18 protein-coding genes are annotated in these 16518 nt (G+C 65.7%); 12 read left to right on the top strand and 6 right to left on the bottom strand.

The window, feature by feature from the left end:
* Window positions 1-44 precede the first annotated feature (44 nt).
* On the top strand, window positions 45-1439 hold the full coding sequence (locus tag BLV47_RS22955; RefSeq protein WP_092317877.1) for an APC family permease: 1395 nt from the start codon (window positions 45-47) through the stop codon (window positions 1437-1439).
* A gap of 21 nt (window positions 1440-1460) precedes the next feature.
* Here the strand turns inward: BLV47_RS22955 and pdxY are convergent, their stop codons facing one another.
* On the bottom strand, window positions 1461-2333 hold the full coding sequence (gene pdxY, locus BLV47_RS22960; RefSeq protein ID WP_092317879.1) for a pyridoxal kinase PdxY: 873 nt from the start codon (window positions 2331-2333) through the stop codon (window positions 1461-1463).
* Between the two features lie 117 nt (window positions 2334-2450).
* Between pdxY and BLV47_RS22965 the strand changes: the two genes are divergently transcribed.
* The gene (locus BLV47_RS22965; RefSeq protein ID WP_092317882.1) at window positions 2451-2843 is read left to right on the top strand and encodes a DUF3301 domain-containing protein; all 393 of its coding nucleotides are present in this window, start codon (window positions 2451-2453) and stop codon (window positions 2841-2843) included.
* Between the two features lie 7 nt (window positions 2844-2850).
* Here the strand turns inward: BLV47_RS22965 and BLV47_RS22970 are convergent, their stop codons facing one another.
* From BLV47_RS22970 to dksA, 4 genes are all read right to left on the bottom strand, one after another.
* Window positions 2851-3813, bottom strand: coding sequence for a CobW family GTP-binding protein (locus tag BLV47_RS22970; protein ID WP_092317885.1), 963 nt, complete (start codon window positions 3811-3813; stop codon window positions 2851-2853).
* Window positions 3814-3917: 104 nt separating this feature from the next.
* Window positions 3918-4625: a DUF1826 domain-containing protein gene (locus tag BLV47_RS22975; protein ID WP_092317888.1), complete on the bottom strand. Its 708-nt coding sequence runs from the start codon at window positions 4623-4625 to the stop codon at window positions 3918-3920.
* Window positions 4625-5833 (bottom strand): zinc metallochaperone GTPase ZigA, encoded by a 1209-nt coding sequence (zigA, locus tag BLV47_RS22980; RefSeq protein WP_092317891.1) that lies wholly within the window; start codon window positions 5831-5833, stop codon window positions 4625-4627. Before zigA ends, BLV47_RS22975 begins: the two co-directional genes overlap by 1 nt.
* A gap of 29 nt (window positions 5834-5862) precedes the next feature.
* Window positions 5863-6267 carry an RNA polymerase-binding protein DksA gene (dksA, locus tag BLV47_RS22985; protein ID WP_092317894.1) on the bottom strand — a complete coding sequence of 135 codons (405 nt, stop codon included), beginning with the start codon at window positions 6265-6267 and terminating at the stop codon, window positions 5863-5865.
* Between the two features lie 120 nt (window positions 6268-6387).
* Here dksA and BLV47_RS22990 point away from each other — a divergent pair, with 120 nt between their 5' ends.
* Window positions 6388-6768 carry a glutamine synthetase gene (locus BLV47_RS22990; RefSeq protein ID WP_092317897.1) on the top strand — a complete coding sequence of 127 codons (381 nt, stop codon included), beginning with the start codon at window positions 6388-6390 and terminating at the stop codon, window positions 6766-6768.
* Between the two features lie 99 nt (window positions 6769-6867).
* Here the strand turns inward: BLV47_RS22990 and BLV47_RS22995 are convergent, their stop codons facing one another.
* On the bottom strand, window positions 6868-8091 hold the full coding sequence (locus BLV47_RS22995) for an N-acetylmuramoyl-L-alanine amidase (RefSeq protein WP_092317900.1): 1224 nt from the start codon (window positions 8089-8091) through the stop codon (window positions 6868-6870).
* Between the two features lie 128 nt (window positions 8092-8219).
* Between BLV47_RS22995 and folE2 the strand changes: the two genes are divergently transcribed.
* The 9 genes from folE2 (at window position 8220) to istB (ending at window position 16435) form a co-directional block, all read left to right on the top strand.
* Entirely contained in the window at window positions 8220-9113 is an 894-nt protein-coding gene (gene folE2, locus BLV47_RS23000) for a GTP cyclohydrolase FolE2 (protein WP_092317903.1), read from the top strand.
* On the top strand, window positions 9113-9781 hold the full coding sequence (locus tag BLV47_RS23005; RefSeq protein WP_092317906.1) for a metal ABC transporter ATP-binding protein: 669 nt from the start codon (window positions 9113-9115) through the stop codon (window positions 9779-9781). Before folE2 ends, BLV47_RS23005 begins: the two co-directional genes overlap by 1 nt.
* Entirely contained in the window at window positions 9781-10647 is an 867-nt protein-coding gene (locus BLV47_RS23010; RefSeq protein WP_092317909.1) for a metal ABC transporter permease, read from the top strand. Before BLV47_RS23005 ends, BLV47_RS23010 begins: the two co-directional genes overlap by 1 nt.
* 11 nt (window positions 10648-10658) lie before the next feature.
* Complete coding sequence (locus BLV47_RS23015; RefSeq protein ID WP_092317911.1) at window positions 10659-11543, top strand: metal ABC transporter substrate-binding protein; 885 nt, start codon at window positions 10659-10661, stop codon at window positions 11541-11543.
* Entirely contained in the window at window positions 11540-11983 is a 444-nt protein-coding gene (hisI, locus tag BLV47_RS23020; RefSeq protein ID WP_092317914.1) for a phosphoribosyl-AMP cyclohydrolase, read from the top strand. Before BLV47_RS23015 ends, hisI begins: the two co-directional genes overlap by 4 nt.
* Complete coding sequence (locus tag BLV47_RS23025; RefSeq protein WP_092317917.1) at window positions 11973-12533, top strand: gamma carbonic anhydrase family protein; 561 nt, start codon at window positions 11973-11975, stop codon at window positions 12531-12533. The genes hisI and BLV47_RS23025 overlap by 11 nt, the downstream gene beginning before the upstream one ends.
* 2 nt (window positions 12534-12535) lie before the next feature.
* Window positions 12536-13870, top strand: coding sequence for a dihydroorotase (locus BLV47_RS23030; RefSeq protein WP_092317920.1), 1335 nt, complete (start codon window positions 12536-12538; stop codon window positions 13868-13870).
* Between the two features lie 242 nt (window positions 13871-14112).
* On the top strand, window positions 14113-15798 hold the full coding sequence (gene istA, locus BLV47_RS23035) for an IS21 family transposase (protein WP_062838241.1): 1686 nt from the start codon (window positions 14113-14115) through the stop codon (window positions 15796-15798).
* Complete coding sequence (gene istB / locus BLV47_RS23040; protein WP_062838242.1) at window positions 15686-16435, top strand: IS21-like element IS1474 family helper ATPase IstB; 750 nt, start codon at window positions 15686-15688, stop codon at window positions 16433-16435. The genes istA and istB overlap by 113 nt, the downstream gene beginning before the upstream one ends.
* Window positions 16436-16518: the final 83 nt, after the last annotated feature.

Here is a 16518-nt window from a genome sequence, read left to right on the forward strand (position 1 = left end):
GTTTGGGGAGCCTTCGAACCCACGAACGCGTGAGAACAATAACAATGCCCAGCGCCAATACACTCTCCGACAATCCCACCCTCACCCCCAGCGATTTCACCCACAGTGCCCAAGGCACCTCCCTGCGGCGCATCCTCGGGCTGCCGGCCCTGGTGTTCTTCGGCCTGGTCTACATGGTCCCGCTGACCGTCTTCACCACCTACGGCGTGGTCACCCAGATCACCGGCGGCAGGACGGCCGCTGCCTATGTAGTGACCCTCTTGGCCATGCTCTTCACCGCCCTTTCCTACAGCGTCATGGTGAAAAAATACCCGATTGCCGGCTCGGCCTATTCCTACGCCAGCCTCAGTTTCGGGCCGGGGATCGGCTTTCTTGCCGGCTGGTCGCTGCTGCTGGATTACCTGTTCCTGCCGATGATCAACTACCTGGTGATCGGTCTGTTTCTCAACCTGGCCTTTCCCGCGGTGCCGGCCTGGGTCTTCGTGGTGGCGACCATCAGCCTGGTGACACTGCTGAATATTCGCGGCATCGGCTCGGTGTCGAGCATGAGCAACCTGATCGTCTGTGCGCAGATGGTGTTCGTGGTGGTGTTCGTGGCCCTGGTGATTCGTCAGCTGGCCGGGGCCGAGAGCCTGGACCTGAGCGCGCCCTGGGTTGGCGATGGCAGCCAGGGCGGGCTGCTGCCGTTGATGGCCGGGGCGGCGGTGCTGTGCCTGTCGTTCCTCGGCTTTGACGCGGTATCGACCCTGGCCGAAGAAACCCGCGACCCGCGCCGCGACATCCCCCGAGCCATCGTCATCACCACCCTGGGGGCTGGCCTGCTGTTCATCCTGCTGGCCATGACCAGCCAGCTGGCCTTCCCCGGCAGCAGCTTCAAGGACGCCGACTCGGCGGCCAGCGAGGTGATGCTGCACGCCGGCGGACGCTTCCTGGAGATGTTATTCACCGCCACCTATGTGGCCGGCGCCGCCGGTTCGGCCCTGGCGTCCCAGGCGTCGGTGTCGCGCATCCTGTTCAGCATGGGCCGCGACGGCATCCTGCCGCGGCGAATGTTCGGCACCTTGTCCGAGCGCTACAAGACCCCGGTGCTGGCCATTGTCCTGGTGTCGCTGGTGTCCTTGCTGGCGGTGGTCATCGACCTCACCACCCTGGCGTCGATGATCAGCTTCGGCGCACTGGTGGCGTTTTCGGTGGTCAACCTGGCGGTGATCAAGAGCCATCTGGGCCAGGGACAGCCGCGCACCGGGGCACGACTGCTGCAATACGGCCTACTGCCGCTGATCGGCTTCGGCCTGATCGTCTGGCTGTGGACCAGCCTTTCGGCCCTGACCCTGGGGATTGGCCTGGCCTGGTTCGCCCTGGGCGTGCTGTACCTGGCGGCGCACACCCGCGGCTTCCGGCAGCCGGCGCCAACGGTGCAGTTCTCCGAGCAGGCCTGATGCAGCGGCCCGCCGTTTGAATCAGAAACCGATCGGCGTGGCCTCGAACCGCACCCGCGGATGGACAATGCGATCCTGGGCCCGCACCAGCTCCAGCTCGTAGCTGGCGCAGGCCTGGGTTTCCAGCAGCACTTCATGCACCGCCGCGGCGGTGAACTCGAACGCCGCCACCAGGCTGTCGCCCAACAGCACCCGGGCCAGGAACAGACCCGACGTCAGGTCACCCACGCCCACCGGCTGCCGCGGAAACGCCAGCAGCGGACGCCGCAGGTGCCAGCTGCCCTCGGCGGTCACCAGTAGCATCTCGAAGCCTTCCGCCAGCTTGCCCGGGTAGTCCAGGTGCTTGACCAGCACCGCCTTGGGGCCTTTCTCCAACAGCGAACGGGCCATGCCCAGGCAATCGAACAGCGATTGCGGCTTGCGCCCGCAAAAGCTGTCCAGCTCCAACTGGTTGGGGCACAGCAAGTCGGCCATGGCCACCGCCTCGTCCAGCAGGAAGTCGCTGACTTCCGCCGGCACGCTGCAGCCCTTTTCCGGATGGCCCATCACCGGGTCGCACAGGTACAGGGCCTTGGGATTGACCGCCTTGATCCGCGCCACACCGCTGAGAATCGCCCGGCCCTGGGCCGCACTGCCCAGGTAGCCGGAGAGAATTGCGTCGCAGTTGCCCAGCTCACCGATGGCGGCGATGCCTTCCACCAGCTCGGGAATCTGCTGCGGCGCCAGCACTTCTCCGGCCCAGTGACCATACTGAGTGTGGTTGGAAAACTGTACGGTATTCAGGGGCCAGACATTCACCCCGACCCGCTGCATGGGAAACACCGCAGCACTGTTACCGGCGTGGCCGAAAACCACATGGGACTGGATCGCAAGCAGGTGGGGCGTACGTTTCATGCAGGATTTTCCATAAAACCGGTGGAATTCAAGCCGCGCAGTATGCGACTAAACGCAGCCTGTACGACAGACCGGAGACGCAGTTAAGCTGATGCCACTTCGTTGGAGCAAACCTTCATGCTGACCCTTGGAAACATCTTTGTGCTGATGCTGCTGGCGACCGGCGCCGCCTGGCTGTGGCACAACCACGGCCTGCGCGAACGGGCGCTGGAGCGGGTCAAGCAGCACTGCGCCCGACTCGATATCGAGCTGCTGGACGGCAACGTCGCGCTCAAGCGCATCGGCCTGGTCAAGGACGCCAATGGTCGCCGGCGCCTGGCGCGGATCTACAACTTCGAGTTCACCGTGACCGGCGAAACCCGCCACGCCGGGACCATCACCCAGTTCGGCGCCCACAGCGCCCATATCGAGCTGGCGCCCTATCCGTTCGAGGCCAAGGAGCCACTGCCCAGCGCCGAGGTGATCGAGCTGAGCCAGTGGCGCGAAGAGCATCGCAAGTTCAAGCAGTGAGATGCGCCTACAGGCGGCAGGCAGCAAGACTGGCTTGCAGGGCGGCCATGTCCTGAGGGGCGTTGAAGATCAACTCCAGGCGCGAATCCCGGCGCCATTCGCTGGGCAGCCAGTTCAGCGGTGAGTTATCCAACCCGTTGCCCGAGCGCCAGCCCTGATCGCTGTGGATCACCAGCTTGGCCCGGCGCCAGTCGAGGTTCTGCAACCAGTGCTCGACCCGGACCAGATCGAAACGCTGGCTCGGGTGCCAGCGCCAGCCAATGCTCCAGCCATCCTGCTGAGACTGACTGAGGCAGATCGGTTGCGCCGGATCGCTCCACAACGCCGGTAACTGTGCCAGTCCCTGGGGAATATCCAGTTGCTCCAGCGCCGCCCCGGCGCTGACTTCCAGGCCCGGCAACTCGGCCAGGGGCAAGGCGGCGTGGCGGGTCCAGAACAGCGGCAGGTCCGGCAGTTGCTCCAGTACCCGCAACCGATCGCTGTCGCTGAGCAGTTCGTCCTTGTTCAGCACCAGCAAACCGGCGCTGGCCAGGGCGTCCTGCTGGGCCTGGGGCAGCGGCTTGCCGGCGGCCAGGGCCTGGGCATCGAGCACCAGCACACAGGGCTGCACCGCCAGCACGCCTTGCCAGGGCGCAACACTCAGTTGCCTGAGCAACTGCGCCGGGTGACCCAGGCCGGAAGGCTCGATGAACAAGCGGTCCGGCCGGGCCGTGCGCAACAGCCGCCCAAGCCCGACCTGAAACGGCGCGCCATTGACGCAGCACAGACAACCGCCAGCCACTTCGCCCAGAGCGATGCCGTCTTCATCGCGAGTTAGCAAGGCTGCATCCAGGCCGATCTGGCCGAACTCGTTGATCAGCACCGCCCAGCGCTCTTGGGCCGGACGCTGGCTCAGCAGGTGGCGGATCAGGCTGGTCTTGCCGGCGCCAAGCGGGCCGGCGATCACATGGGTGGGAATGTTCTGCAGCATGGAAGGACTTCCGCAAGCTTGTGCGCTGATGCTACGCCCTTCCCCGTCGTGACGAAAATCCGCCGACCACCGCAGGAGCGGGCTTGCCCGCGAACGCTCGCGGGTCACCCCAACCAATCAAGGGTGAGGATCAGCCGCCGCTCTCCCGGCGCCGGTTGCGGCGAACGGTGGATCAGCCCGAACCCTTGGTTGCCGTGCCACTTCTCGCCCTTGAACAGCGCCACCTCGCCGCTGCTGATCTGCTGGATCAGCGCCGGATCCCGGGGCTCGCCCTCCGCCTGCCCCAGCCGGCGGCGATCCATCGCCCCCTCGCGCAACCACTGGCTGCCAATCCCGGCGTAGGTGGTGATCAGGCGCACCGGCACGTGGTCGACGTGAAAGCGCGGGCACATGGCCTTGTCCAGAACCCGCAGGCGCAAGCCCACGCGCTTGGCGCCCAGCAGGCAGGCAAAGGCGCTGACCAGCCAGGAAACGTCGGCGATAAAGCCGTCATAGCCGTGCAAATCACTGAAACCCGATGCCAGGCCCTGCAGGTTCGGTGAGGCCTCCTCGTCCGGCAGCTCCAGGGACAGGGACTCCGCCAAGGGCTGGTTCAGGGACAACAGCAACTGGCCGAAGTCCTCGATGTGCGCCGGCAACTGGCGCTGCCAGAGGCCGAGGTTGACCTCATCGTCCAGCACTTCGGCCAGGACCGCCGGGGTCGGGCCAATGGCTGCGCGCCGGGAAACCAGCGGCACCGCACAAGGCCGCAGCAAACTCTTGGCCGCCAATGGAATGCGCAGTGGAGTCACCGGGGAACTCAGGGTCAGCATCAGGCCGCCTCCTCTTCATGCCAGGAACCGAAAGGGTCGGTCATCAGGCTCCAGCCCTCGACACCCAGGGCCATTTCCTCGTCATCCAACAGGCACAGGTCGAGGTCGGCACAGAGCCGGGCGAAGTCGATGTTCTGGCCGATGAACACCAGTTCCTGACGGCAATCGCCCGTGGTCGCGGTCCAGTTGTGCAGGATCGCGGCGGTGCTTTCCTCGTCCTGGGGCCATTGCTGCTTGGGCACGAAGCGCCACCAGCGCCCGGCAAAGCCGTGGCGCATCAAGCCCCCGGCCTGGGACCAGCTGCCCGCCTCTTGGTACTTGCTGGCCAGCCAGAAAAAGCCCTTGGAGCGCAGCAGCTTGCCGTTGACCCAGGGCCGGTTGATGAAGTCGAAGAAGCGCTGCGGATGAAAGGGACGCCGGGCGCGGTACGCCGTGGAAGCGATGCCGTACTCCTGGGTTTCCGGTACATGCTCGCCGGGCAGCTCCTGCAGCCAGCCCGGCGCCTGGGCCGCCCGTTCGAAGTCGAAACGCCCGGTGTTGAGGATCTTGGCCAGGGGCACCTGGCCCATGACCATGGGGATGATTTCCGCCTGGGCGTTGAGCCGCGCCAGGATCGCCAGCAGTTCCTCGCGCTCGTCGCTGCCGATCAGGTCGATCTTGCTGACCAGGATCACGTCGGCGAACTCCACCTGCTCGATCAGCAGGTCGGTGATCGAACGCTCGTCTTCTTCGCCCAGGGTTTCACCGCGACTGGCGAGGCTCTCCGCCGCCTGGTAGTCGAGCAGGAAGTTCCTGCCGTCGACCACAGTGACCATGGTGTCCAGACGCGCGATATCCGCCAGGCTCTGGCCGGATTCATCGCGAAAGGTGAAGGTTTCCGCCACCGGCAGCGGCTCGGAGATTCCGGTGGACTCGATCAGCAGGTAATCGAAACGCCCGTCGCGGGCCAGCTTGCCCACTTCCTCCAGCAGGTCTTCGCGCAGGGTGCAGCAGATGCAGCCGTTGCTCATCTCCACCAGTTTTTCTTCGGCGCGGTTGAGGCTGACATCGCGCTGCACTTCGCTGCCGTCGATGTTGATTTCGCTCATGTCGTTGACGATCACCGCTACCCGCAGGTTGTCGCGGTTACGCAGGACGTGATTGAGCAGGGTGCTCTTGCCGGCGCCAAGAAAGCCGGACAGCACGGTAACGGGAAGACGCTCGGTCATGGGTGTTTCCTCATCAGGTTCGCGGCGGGTCAAAGCGCCCGTTGGTGGCGTTCGCGCAGCTCTTGGCGTTCTTTGGCTTCGATGCACAGGGTGGCGGTGGGCCGCAGCAGCAAGCGCTGCAGGCCAATGGGCTCACCGGTGTCGGCGCACCAGCCGTATTCACCACGGGCCAGGCGCTCCAGGGCCTCGTCGATCTTGTCCAGGAGCTTCTTTTCCCGCTCCAGCAGGCGCAGTTGCCACTGCCGCTGTTCTTCGGCGCTGCCGATATCGGCGGGGTCGCTGTGGGGCTCCTGCTCGCGCAGTTGATCGAACTCCGCGGCGATGCGTTCCTGCAGCTCAGTGCGCTGGGCCAGCAGCAAGTCGCGGAAAAAGCCCTGTTGGGCGTCGTTCATGTAATGCGCTTGGGGTTCGGCGAGGAGCTCTTGTTCAGTCATGGCAGGTCACGGATCAGGCTTTATTCAATGTTATATTATAACAACACAAATTAGCCAACCCTGCCTTGCCGCCCGCGACGAAGGGCGCGATGCTGCAGCCCTGCCGCCACGAGAATCGCCATGCGCCCCGCCCTGCCGCTCCTGCTTTCAAGCCTGATCCTGACGTTTGCCGGCCATGCCGGTGCAGCCGTACCCAACCCTCTGGCCACCTGCACCCGCAGCGCCACCCTGCTGGCCTGCGTCGATCCTTTGGGCAATGCCTACAGCGTCGCCACGGCAGGCAGCACCACCTACTTGCGCGGGTTCGAGGTGATCGGCAAACGCTATTGGGTGCAGACCAACAGCCGCTACGGCCAACTGACCTTCTTCACCGGCCTGGCTTCCGATGGCGAAGCCTGGGTGGGCTACAGCCAGCGCGTGGGCTGGACCACCCGCAACCGTTTCTCCAGCTCCGGCGGCAGCCGCGGCCAGTTCACCTGCAGCCGCATCAGTGGTTGCTAGCCCCTCTTTCTCACCCCTTTCGCAGGAGCTGGCTTGCCAGCGAAAGCGCCCTCAGGGACGGCACAACACGCAACGACCGGTTCGCCGGCAAGCCGGCTCCTACACGGGGCGGGTGTTCCTGGTTTCCTGCAGCCAGGCCAGGTAGCTGTTGGCCGGCGGATTCTTCTCGAAGTAGCGTTGCAGGCCGTTGAACAGGCCATCGGCAAGCGCCTGCTGGTGCCGCGCGGTGACCAGCCGCTGGCTGTCGCGGCTGTTGGAGATGAAGCCGGTCTCCACCAGGATCGACGGTACGTCCGGTGACTTGAGCACCGCAAAACCCGCCTGCTCCACACGCTTCTGGTGCAAGGTGGTGATCCCCGACAGGCTCTCCAGCACGGTACTGCCCAATTGCAGGCTGGCGGCGATAGTGGCGTTCATCGACATGTCCACGATCACCCCCGCCAGCATCGGGTCCTTGTCCTTGAGGTTGAGCAGCGTGTTCGCCCCCAGCAGGTCGGCGCCGTTTTCCCGCTGCGCCATCAAACGCGCGGTGGCCGATGTCGCGCCGCCTTCGGACAGGGCGTACACCGAAGCACCGGACGCGGTCAGGCGCGGCGCCGCGTCGGCATGCACCGAGATGAACAGGTCGGCCTGATGCTTGCGGGCTATCTCCACGCGCTTGCGCAGCGGCACGAAGAAGTCGTCGTTGCGGACCAGCTTCACGTCGAAACCCTTCTCGCGTTTGAGCCGTTTGGCCAGCAAGCGGGCGATGGCCAGCACCACATCCTTCTCCCGCTCGCCCTTGGCCCCGACCGCGCCCGGGTCCTTGCCGCCATGACCGGGGTCCACCACCACGATGATGTCGCGCTTGGGATGCGGCTTGCCCGGCGCCGCCTGGGATTTGACCAAAGGCGCGCTGGCCGCAGCGATCGGCAACGCTGCCTTGCCGGGGGCGGACAGGTCCAGCACCAGTCGGTGCCCCTGCCCATCCTGGGGTGGCAGGAGAAAGCTGTTGAGCTGCAGCGGTTGAGTCAGGTCAAGGACGATCCGCGTGTCGCCCTGGCCAAAAGGCCCGGAGCGGATTGCGCGGATCGGTGTGTCGGCCAGGTTCAGCTGGCTGAAGTCGCCCCCCAGGCGAGCGCTGCTGACGTCGATGATCAGACGCTCCGGGGCGCTGAGGCTGAAGGTTTTGTATTGCACCGGCCCGCTCAGATCGAGCACCAGGCGCACTTTGTCCGCCGAGTTCCACAGCCGGGCATGGCGAATCTGCGCGGCGCTAACACTCCAGGGAAACATCAGGGCCGTACCGGCCAACAGCAGGTTGAGCAATTGACGTCTGTGCATGGCAAATACCGCAAAAAAGGAGCGTCCGTACTCACAAGGCAGGATGAACGACCGTCGCGGAAAAACTTCCCACCGGACGTATTGTTATAATATAACATGTCGAATTATTTCCCACGACGGACCTGTCCATGAACGCGCTGACTCTGCCGGATATCGCCGCGCAGGCCTCACGCCAAGCCTTGCCCCTGGAATGGGTGGGCATGTGCGGTATTGCCTTACCTGTAGTGATCGACGGCCAGCGAACCGCTGCCAAGGCCGATGCCGGCGTCAGCCTCGACGATGGCGAAGCGCGAGGCATTCATATGTCGCGCCTGTACCTGGCCCTGGAAATGCTCGAACAGGAAAACCTCAACCCGGCGCTGTTACATCGGGTATTGCAGCGTTTTCTCGATAGCCATGATGGCCTGGCCCACAGCGCCTACCTGCGCCTTCACTTCGATCTGCTGCTCAAACGCCCGGCCCTGGTCAGCCCATTGACCGGTTGGAAGCGTTATCCGCTGAGCATCGAGGCACGCCTGAAAAACGCGATGTTCCACGTGGAACTAAAAATCGACGTGCCTTATTCCTCCACCTGCCCTTGCTCGGCCGCCCTTTCCCGACAGCTGATCCAACAGCAATTCGTCGAGGACTTCGCCAACCGGCCACTGCAGCACGCTGATGTCCTGGCCTGGCTCGGTTCGACCCAAGGCATAGTCGCCACGCCCCACAGTCAACGCAGCACCGCCGAATTGCGCCTGCGCCTAGACGATTTCCTCGATGAATTGCCACTGATTGCGCTGATCAACGACGCGGAAAGCGCCCTGGGCACCGCCGTGCAGACCGCGGTCAAACGCGCCGACGAGCAAGCCTTTGCCCTGGCCAACGGACAGAACCTGATGTTCTGCGAAGACGCCGCCCGCCGCCTGAATCAGGCGCTGCGCCGCTCCCCCGGCGTCAACGCCTTCCACTTGCGGGTGGTGCATGCCGAAAGCCTGCACGCCCATGATGCAGTGGCGGAAAGTCGCTGGAACTGGGAGGTCTGATGCTGCGCTGCCAAGCTTTGCTCTGGGGCGCGCCGGGCCAACCATTGACCCCGCCGCTGGATCTGCACCTGCCCACAGGCAGCCTGAGCGCGGTGATCGGCGCCAATGGTTCGGGCAAGACCAGTCTGCTGAAAGTCCTGGCCGGCCTGCAAAAGCCGTTGGCCGGCAAGGTCGAACTGGCGATCCCGCGACGAGGTGGCCTGGCGTTCTTAGCGCAACAGCAACAGCTGGACCGGCAATTTCCCATCAGCCTCGAAGAGCTGGTGGCCGCCGGGTTCTGGGGCAAGCACGAGCCGGCCAGGACTCGTCGGGACAAACTGCGAACCGCCCTCGCCGACTGGCACCTGAGCGGCCTGGAACAGCGTCCATTGATGGCACTCTCCGGCGGCGAACTGCAGCGCGCGCTGCTGGCACGGATGAGTCTCACCGAAGCCCCCCTGCTGTTTCTGGACGAACCCCACGCCGCCCTCGACGAAGCGGGCCAGGCCCTGCTCTGGCAGCAGTTGCACGCCTGGCATGCCCAGGGCCGGACCTTGCTGCTGGTCTGCCATGACCTGGCCGCGGTGCGCCAGCACATCCCCCAGACCCTGCTGATCAGAAGCACCGGCTGCCTGTACGCGCCAAGCCGCGAACTGATTGCCCAGCCCCTGCAGACGCAGGTGGCTTGATGCAGTTCGCCGCGCATTTCTGGCAACCCTTCAGCGAGTTCCTGTTCATGCGCCGGGCTCTGCTCGGCGGTCTGGTCCTGGCCTGCAGCATCGCGCCTCTGGGGGTGTTTCTGATCCTGCGGCGCATGAGCCTGATCGGCGACGCGGTGGCCCACGGCATCCTTCCCGGTGCAGCCCTGGGCTTCTGGTTCGCCGGCCTCAGCCTGCCGGCCCTGACCCTCGGCGGGCTTGGCGCCGGCCTGGGCATGGCCGGGCTGGCCGCCTGGATCACCCGCCGCACCGGCCTGCGGGAAGACGCCAGCATCGCCGCGATCTACCCCATTTCCCTGGCCAGCGGCGTGCTGATACTCGGGCTGGCGGGCAAACGCCTGGACCTGTTGCACCTGCTGTTCGGCTCGGCCCTGGCGGTGGACGAGCCGACCCTCGACGCCATGCTCCTGGTTTCGACCTTCAGCCTGCTGGCCCTGGCCCTGATCTACAGAGCCCTGTTGCTGGACACCCTCGACCCGCTGTTCCTGCACAGCGTCAGCCGCCTGGGTCCCCTGGCCCATGGCCTGTTCCTGACCCTGGTGGTGCTCAATCTGGTGATGGGGTTCCAGGCCATCGGTGCGCTGATGGTGGTCGGCCTGATGATGCTGCCGGCCGCCGCCGCGCGCTTCTGGAGCCGGCGCCTGCCGAGGCTGCTGGGCATCGCCGCCCTGCTCGGCTGCCTGTCGGTCTGGCTCGGCCTGTTGCTGTCGTTCCATTACTCGTTGCCCAGCGGCCCGGCCATCGTCCTGGTGGCCGGCTGCCTGTACCTGCTGTCCGTGGTGTTCGGTCCGGTGCACGGCCTGCTGTACCGCCCGCCCTTGCTCACATCCCCATGAGGTGTTTCCCGATGCGCGCTCTTCTCGTGCTGTTCAGCCTGCTGCTGCCATTGTCCTGGTCCACGGCCCAGGCCGCAGACAAGCTGGCCGTGGTGACCAGCTTCAGCATCCTCGCCGACCTGACCCGCCAGGTCGGCGGCGAGCATGTACAGATCACCAACCTGGTGGGCGCCGACGAGGATGCTCATACCTACGAACCTACGCCGGACGATGCCAAGGCTCTGCTCCAGGCCCGGCTGATCATCAAGAATGGCCTGGGTTTCGAACCCTGGCTGGATCGCCTGGTGGCCAGCTCTGCCAGCAATACACCGGTGATCACCGCCAGTCGCGGGGTGATTCCACGCACCCTGGACGAGGACGGTGAACAGATTCCCGACCCGCACGCCTGGCACAACCTGGCCAACAGCGAACTCTATGTGCACAACATCACCCGGGCGCTGATCGCCGCGGACCCGGCCCATCAGGCCGACTACCTGCGCAACAGCCAGGCCTACCTGCAACAGATCTACCGCCTGCTGGCCGAAGCCAAGGCCAAGCTCGGCGCCCTGCCTGCGGGCAACCGCAAGCTCGTCACCTCCCACGACGCCTTCGGCTACCTGGGCCAGGCCTACGGCATCGAGTTCATGGCGCCCCAGGGCCTGTCCACCGAACGCGAACCCTCGGCCGCCGAAGTCGCGGCGCTGATCACCCAGATCCGCAATGCCAAGGTCAAGGCGGTGTTCATGGAAAACATCAAGAACCCGCGCCTGCTCCAGCAGATCGCCGAGGAAAGCGGCGCCCACATCGGCGGCACCCTGTATTCCGATGCCCTGGCGGCCAGCGGCCCGGCCAGCAGCTTCATCGGGCTGTTCGAATCCAACCTCAACACCCTGTACGACGCCCTGAGCCAACCATGATCCAACGCCCTGCGCTATCGCTGCTGGACCTGGAAAGCGCTGCCCTAGGCAGTCGCTGGCCACTGACCGCGGTGCTCGATGCCCTGCCCTGGAACAGCGACGGCCTGATCGCCGCCATCGCCCAGCAACACGACAGCGGCGAGGTGCTGATGCTGGCCTGGATGAACCGCCGGGCCCTGGCCGAAACCCTGGCCAGCGGCCAGGTCTGCTACTGGTCGCGCTCGCGCCAGTGCCTGTGGCGCAAGGGCGAAAGCTCGGGCCACCGCCAGCGCCTGATCGAGGCGCGCCTGGACTGCGATGGCGACGCCGTACTGCTGCAGGTGGATCAGCACGGCCCGGCCTGCCACACCGGCCGCCCCAACTGTTTCTACAACGCCATTCGCGATGGCGCGGTGGAAGTCATCAGTTCCCCCTTGAAGGACTCGCGCCATGATCCGTAAAAACCCTTCCGGCGACCTGCCGGTGATCGCTGAATCCGCCTACGTCGACAAGACCGCCATCATCTGCGGCAAGGTGGTGATCGGCGAAAACGTGTTCGTCGGCCCCTACGCGGTGATCCGCGCCGATGAAGTGGACGCCAGCGGCCAGATGCAGGCCATCACCATCGGTGCCAACTCGAACATCCAGGACGGCGTGGTGATCCACTCCAAATCCGGCGCGGCGGTGACCATCGGCCAGCACACCTCCATCGCCCACCGCTCAATCGTCCACGGCCCCTGCGTGGTCGGCGACCGGGTATTCATCGGCTTCAACAGCGTGCTGTTCAACTGCGAGGTGGGCGACGGCAGCGTGGTCCGGCACAACTCGGTGGTGGACGGTCGCGACCTGCCGCCGGGCTTCTATGTGCCCTCCACCACCCGCATCGGCCCCAAGACCGACCTGGCGCAGTTCCCTCCGGTGAGCATCAGTGCTGCGGAGTTTTCCGAAGACGTGGCCCGCACCAACATCGATCTGGTGCGCGGCTACAAGGCCCTGCAGAACGAGTTCTGACCATGAGCCGAATCCTTATCCGCAATGCCCGACTGGTGAACGAAGGTCGCGAGTTCGACGCCGACCTGCTGGTCAGCCATGGGCGCATCGACACCATCGGCAGCCTCGACCACCTCAGCGCCGACCTGGAAATCGACGCCCAGGGCCAGTGGCTGCTGCCGGGCATGATCGACGACCAGGTGCACTTTCGCGATCCCGGGGCCCCGGAAAAAGGCAGCATCCATAGCGAGTCGCGCGCCGCCGTGGCCGGTGGCATCACCAGCTTCATGGACATGCCCAACACCTCGCCGGCAACCTTGACCCTGGCCGCCCTGGCCGACAAGAAACGCCGCGCAGCGGTGGCCTCGGTGGCCAACTACGGCTTTCACTTCGGCGTCAGCAACGACAACCTGGACACCGTCGCCGCTCTGGACCCGACCCAGGTCGCCGGGGTCAAGGTGTTCATGGGGGCCTCCACCGGCAACCTGCTGGTGGACGATCCCGAGGTGCTGGACCGCCTGTTTCGCCAGGTGCCCACCCTGCTCCTGGCCCACTGCGAACACACCCCGAGCATCCAGCTCGCGCAACAACGCTGGCAGCAACTCTACGGCGAACAGATTCCCGCCGCCGCCCACCCGCGCATTCGCGACGCCGAGGCCTGCTACCGCTCCTCGTCCCTGGCGGTAGCCCTGGCGAAGAAACACGGCACCCGCCTGCACGTGCTGCACTTGACCAGCGCCCGGGAACTGGCCCTGTTCGAGGACCGGCCCCTGGCGCAAAAGCGCATCACCGCCGAAGTCTGCCTGCACCACCTGCTGTTCGATGACCGCGACTATCCGCGCCTCGGCCACCTGATCAAATGCAACCCGGCGATCAAGACCCAGGCCGATCGCGACGCCTTGCGCCAGGCCCTGAACAGCCAGCGCCTGGACGTCATCGGCAGCGACCACGCGCCTCACACCTGGGAGCAGAAGCAGCAGCCCTACACCCGCGCGCCGGCGGGCCTGCCGCTGGTGCAACACGCACTACCCGCACTGCTGGAGCTGGTGGCGGACCGAGTCCTGCCGCTGACCACCCTGGTGGAAAAGACCAGCCACCGGGTGGCCGATCTGTTCGCCATTCCCGACCGCGGCTACCTGCGCGAAGGCTACTGGGCCGATCTGGTGCTGATCCGTCCCGAGCCCGAAGGGCTGGCCGTGGACCGCCAGCCGATCCTGGCCCAATGCGGCTGGACGCCGTTCGCCGGCCGGCGCTTTCGCCATAGCGTCGCCACCACCCTGGTGTCCGGCCAGCTCGCCTGGCACCAGGGTCGCCTGTACGACCACTGTCAGGGCCTGCCCCTGCGCTTCGATCGCTGATCCCCCAGCCAGCCCAATGCGGATTTCGGAGCACCGTGACCGGCCGTTTCGGTTGATCGTGACCGGTCATTTCGCTAACGCGTGACCGCTCATTTCGGTAGCAACGTGACCGATTTTCCGCCTGTTCCGAAACAGGTGGTCACGGCTTACCGAAATCGCCGGTCACGACTTAGCGAAAGCCTTCCCCTTCGTTGCGCATGACCTGATGCGCCGCCATCCTCGACCGATTTCGGGAGAGGAAGATGGCGGCGCCGCGAGTAGCCATGCGAAACATCAAAGAATGTCTGCGCCTCAAGTTTGAGGCCGGCTTGTCCCACGAGAAGATTGCCCGTGCCTTGCAGCTGTCCAAGGGCGTGGTTAGCAAGTACATCGCGGCGGCGCGGGTGGCCGGGCTGGACTGGCCGGCGCTGGTGGCCATGGACGAGGCCGCGCTGGCGGCCGCCTTGTTTGCACCGACGTCGACGAACAAGCCGCGCGGTGAGCGAGTGCTGCCCGATGTGCTGAGCATCCACCGCGAGTTGCGACGCAAGGGCGTGACCTTGCAGCTGCTGTGGGAGGAATATCTCGCCGCGCATGCGGGCCAGCCGACCTACCGCTACACCCAGTTCGTCGAGCACTACCGGCGCTACGCCCAGACGCTCAAACGTTCGATGCGTCAGCTGCACCGTGCGGGCGAGAAGCTATTCATCGACTATGCCGGGCCGACGCTGCCGGTGGTCGACCCGGCCACCGGCGAAGTGCGCCGGGCGCACATCTTCGTCGCCGCCCTGGGCGCCTCGAATTACACCTATGCCTGCGCGACGCCAGGCGAAACCCAGGTGGACTGGCTGACCTCGCTGGGCCAGGCTCTGACCTACTTTGGCGGCGTGCCGGAAATGGTTGTGCCGGACAATCCGCGCGCCCTGGTCGCCCAGCCGGATCGCTACGAGCCGGGCCTGAACCGGGCCACGCTGGAGTGCGCGCGTCATTACCAGACGGTGATCCTGCCGGCACGGCCACGCAAGCCTCAGGACAAGGCCAAGGCCGAGGTGGCGGTGCAGGTGGTCGAGCGCTGGATCATGGCGCGGCTGCGCCATCGGCAGTTCTTCAGCCTGCATGCGCTTAACCAGGCCATCGCCGAGCTGCTGGAGGATCTGAATCGGCGCCCGTTCAAGCGGCTCGATGGCTGCCGGCGCGACTGGTTCGAGCGCCTGGATCGCCCGGCCTTGCGAGCGCTGCCGGTGCATCCCTACGAGGTCGCCACCTTCAAGCGCTGCAAGGTCAGCATCGACTACCACATCGAGGTCAATGGCAGCTTCTACAGCGTGCCCTCCGCCCTGGCCCGGCAGAACGTGGACGTGCGACTGACGGCACACACCCTGGAAGTGCTGCATGGCAACCGGCGGGTGGCCAGCCACCTGCTGCTGGGGCGACGCGGCGCTTACAGTACCCAGCGCGAGCACATGCCCGCGGCGCACCAGGCGCATCGCGAATGGACGCCACAACGCCTGCTCGACTGGGGCGCGCGGATCGGCCCCTACACGCGCCAACTGATCGATCACCAACTGACCCACAAGCCGCACCCGGAGATGGGCTACCGCGCCTGCCTCGGCCTGCTCTCGCTGGCCCGGCGCTATGGCAATGCACGCCTGGAAGCCGCTGCCGAACGTGCCGTACACCTGCGCGCCTTCACCGGGCGCAGCGTGCGCAACCTGCTCCAGCAAGGCCTGGATCAACAGCCGCTGCCCCAGCGTGCCGCCGAAACGACCTTACCCGGCGACCACGAGAACGTCCGTGGCGCCGACTACTACCAACCCCCGCAACAGGAGCTGTTCGATGATGCCGCAACACACCCTGAATCAACTGCACCAGCTACGCCTGGACGGCATGGCCCGCGCCCTGGAAGAGCAATGGACGCTGCCGGCCAGCCACAGCCTGAGCTTCGATGAACGCCTCGGCCTACTGCTCGACCGCGAACTGGCCTGGCGTGACAACCAGCGCCTGGTACGGCTGCGCAAGAAGGCCAAGCTCAAGTACGCCAACGCCTGCCTGGAAGATCTCGACCGCCGCACCGGACGCGCCCTGGACGAGCGTCTGATCGCCACCCTGGCCAGTGGCGACTGGATCCGCCAGCAGCACAACCTGCTGCTGACCGGCCCGACCGGTGCCGGCAAAACCTGGCTGGCCTGCGCCCTGGGCAACCAGGCCTGCCGCCAGGGCTATAGCACCCTGTACCTGCGCACCCCGCGCCTGCTGGAACAACTGCGCATCGCTCATGGCGACGGCAGCTTCGGCCGTACCCTGCAACAGCTGGCAAAGGTCGACGTCCTGGTGCTGGACGACTGGGCGCTAGCCCCGCTGGAGGAAGGAGCCCGGCATGACCTGCTGGAGGTGATCGACGACCGCGCTGGCAGCCGCTCCACCATCCTGACGAGCCAACTGCCCATCGAGCACTGGCACGGCTGGATCAACGACCCGACCCTGGCCGATGCCATCCTCGACCGCCTGGTGCACAACGCCTACCGACTGACGATGAAAGGCGAGTCGCTGCGCCGAAAAAAAGCCGAGGAACAAGCCGCATCGTGACCGATGCGATTACAATCCAGAACCCGCGCAACCGGGGTGGAAGCACCGGTCACGTATTAGCGAAACGCTCGGTCACGTTCACC

The sequence above is a fragment of the Pseudomonas saponiphila genome (genome assembly GCF_900105185.1).
In the GTDB taxonomy this organism is placed as follows: Bacteria; Pseudomonadota; Gammaproteobacteria; order Pseudomonadales; family Pseudomonadaceae; genus Aquipseudomonas; species Aquipseudomonas saponiphila.

Excerpts from the sequence above, each read along its gene's own strand:
- BLV47_RS23005 (WP_092317906.1), top strand. The coding sequence starts at position 9,113 with ATGCTGCGCTGCCAAGCTTTGCTCTGGGGCGCGCCGGGCCAACCATTG.
- istA (WP_062838241.1), top strand. The coding sequence starts at position 14,113 with ATGGCGGCGCCGCGAGTAGCCATGCGAAACATCAAAGAATGTCTGCGC.
- zigA (WP_092317891.1), bottom strand. The coding sequence starts at position 5,833 with ATGACCGAGCGTCTTCCCGTTACCGTGCTGTCCGGCTTTCTTGGCGCC.
- BLV47_RS22990 (WP_092317897.1), top strand. The coding sequence starts at position 6,388 with ATGCGCCCCGCCCTGCCGCTCCTGCTTTCAAGCCTGATCCTGACGTTT.
- BLV47_RS23030 (WP_092317920.1), top strand. The coding sequence starts at position 12,536 with ATGAGCCGAATCCTTATCCGCAATGCCCGACTGGTGAACGAAGGTCGC.
- hisI (WP_092317914.1), top strand. The coding sequence starts at position 11,540 with ATGATCCAACGCCCTGCGCTATCGCTGCTGGACCTGGAAAGCGCTGCC.
- BLV47_RS22965 (WP_092317882.1), top strand. The coding sequence starts at position 2,451 with ATGCTGACCCTTGGAAACATCTTTGTGCTGATGCTGCTGGCGACCGGC.
- BLV47_RS22975 (WP_092317888.1), bottom strand. The coding sequence starts at position 4,625 with ATGCTGACCCTGAGTTCCCCGGTGACTCCACTGCGCATTCCATTGGCG.
- BLV47_RS22970 (WP_092317885.1), bottom strand. The coding sequence starts at position 3,813 with ATGCTGCAGAACATTCCCACCCATGTGATCGCCGGCCCGCTTGGCGCC.
- folE2 (WP_092317903.1), top strand. The coding sequence starts at position 8,220 with ATGAACGCGCTGACTCTGCCGGATATCGCCGCGCAGGCCTCACGCCAA.
- BLV47_RS22995 (WP_092317900.1), bottom strand. The coding sequence starts at position 8,091 with ATGCACAGACGTCAATTGCTCAACCTGCTGTTGGCCGGTACGGCCCTG.
- BLV47_RS23010 (WP_092317909.1), top strand. The coding sequence starts at position 9,781 with ATGCAGTTCGCCGCGCATTTCTGGCAACCCTTCAGCGAGTTCCTGTTC.
- BLV47_RS23015 (WP_092317911.1), top strand. The coding sequence starts at position 10,659 with ATGCGCGCTCTTCTCGTGCTGTTCAGCCTGCTGCTGCCATTGTCCTGG.
- istB (WP_062838242.1), top strand. The coding sequence starts at position 15,686 with ATGATGCCGCAACACACCCTGAATCAACTGCACCAGCTACGCCTGGAC.
- BLV47_RS22955 (WP_092317877.1), top strand. The coding sequence starts at position 45 with ATGCCCAGCGCCAATACACTCTCCGACAATCCCACCCTCACCCCCAGC.
- BLV47_RS23025 (WP_092317917.1), top strand. The coding sequence starts at position 11,973 with ATGATCCGTAAAAACCCTTCCGGCGACCTGCCGGTGATCGCTGAATCC.
- dksA (WP_092317894.1), bottom strand. The coding sequence starts at position 6,267 with ATGACTGAACAAGAGCTCCTCGCCGAACCCCAAGCGCATTACATGAAC.
- pdxY (WP_092317879.1), bottom strand. The coding sequence starts at position 2,333 with ATGAAACGTACGCCCCACCTGCTTGCGATCCAGTCCCATGTGGTTTTC.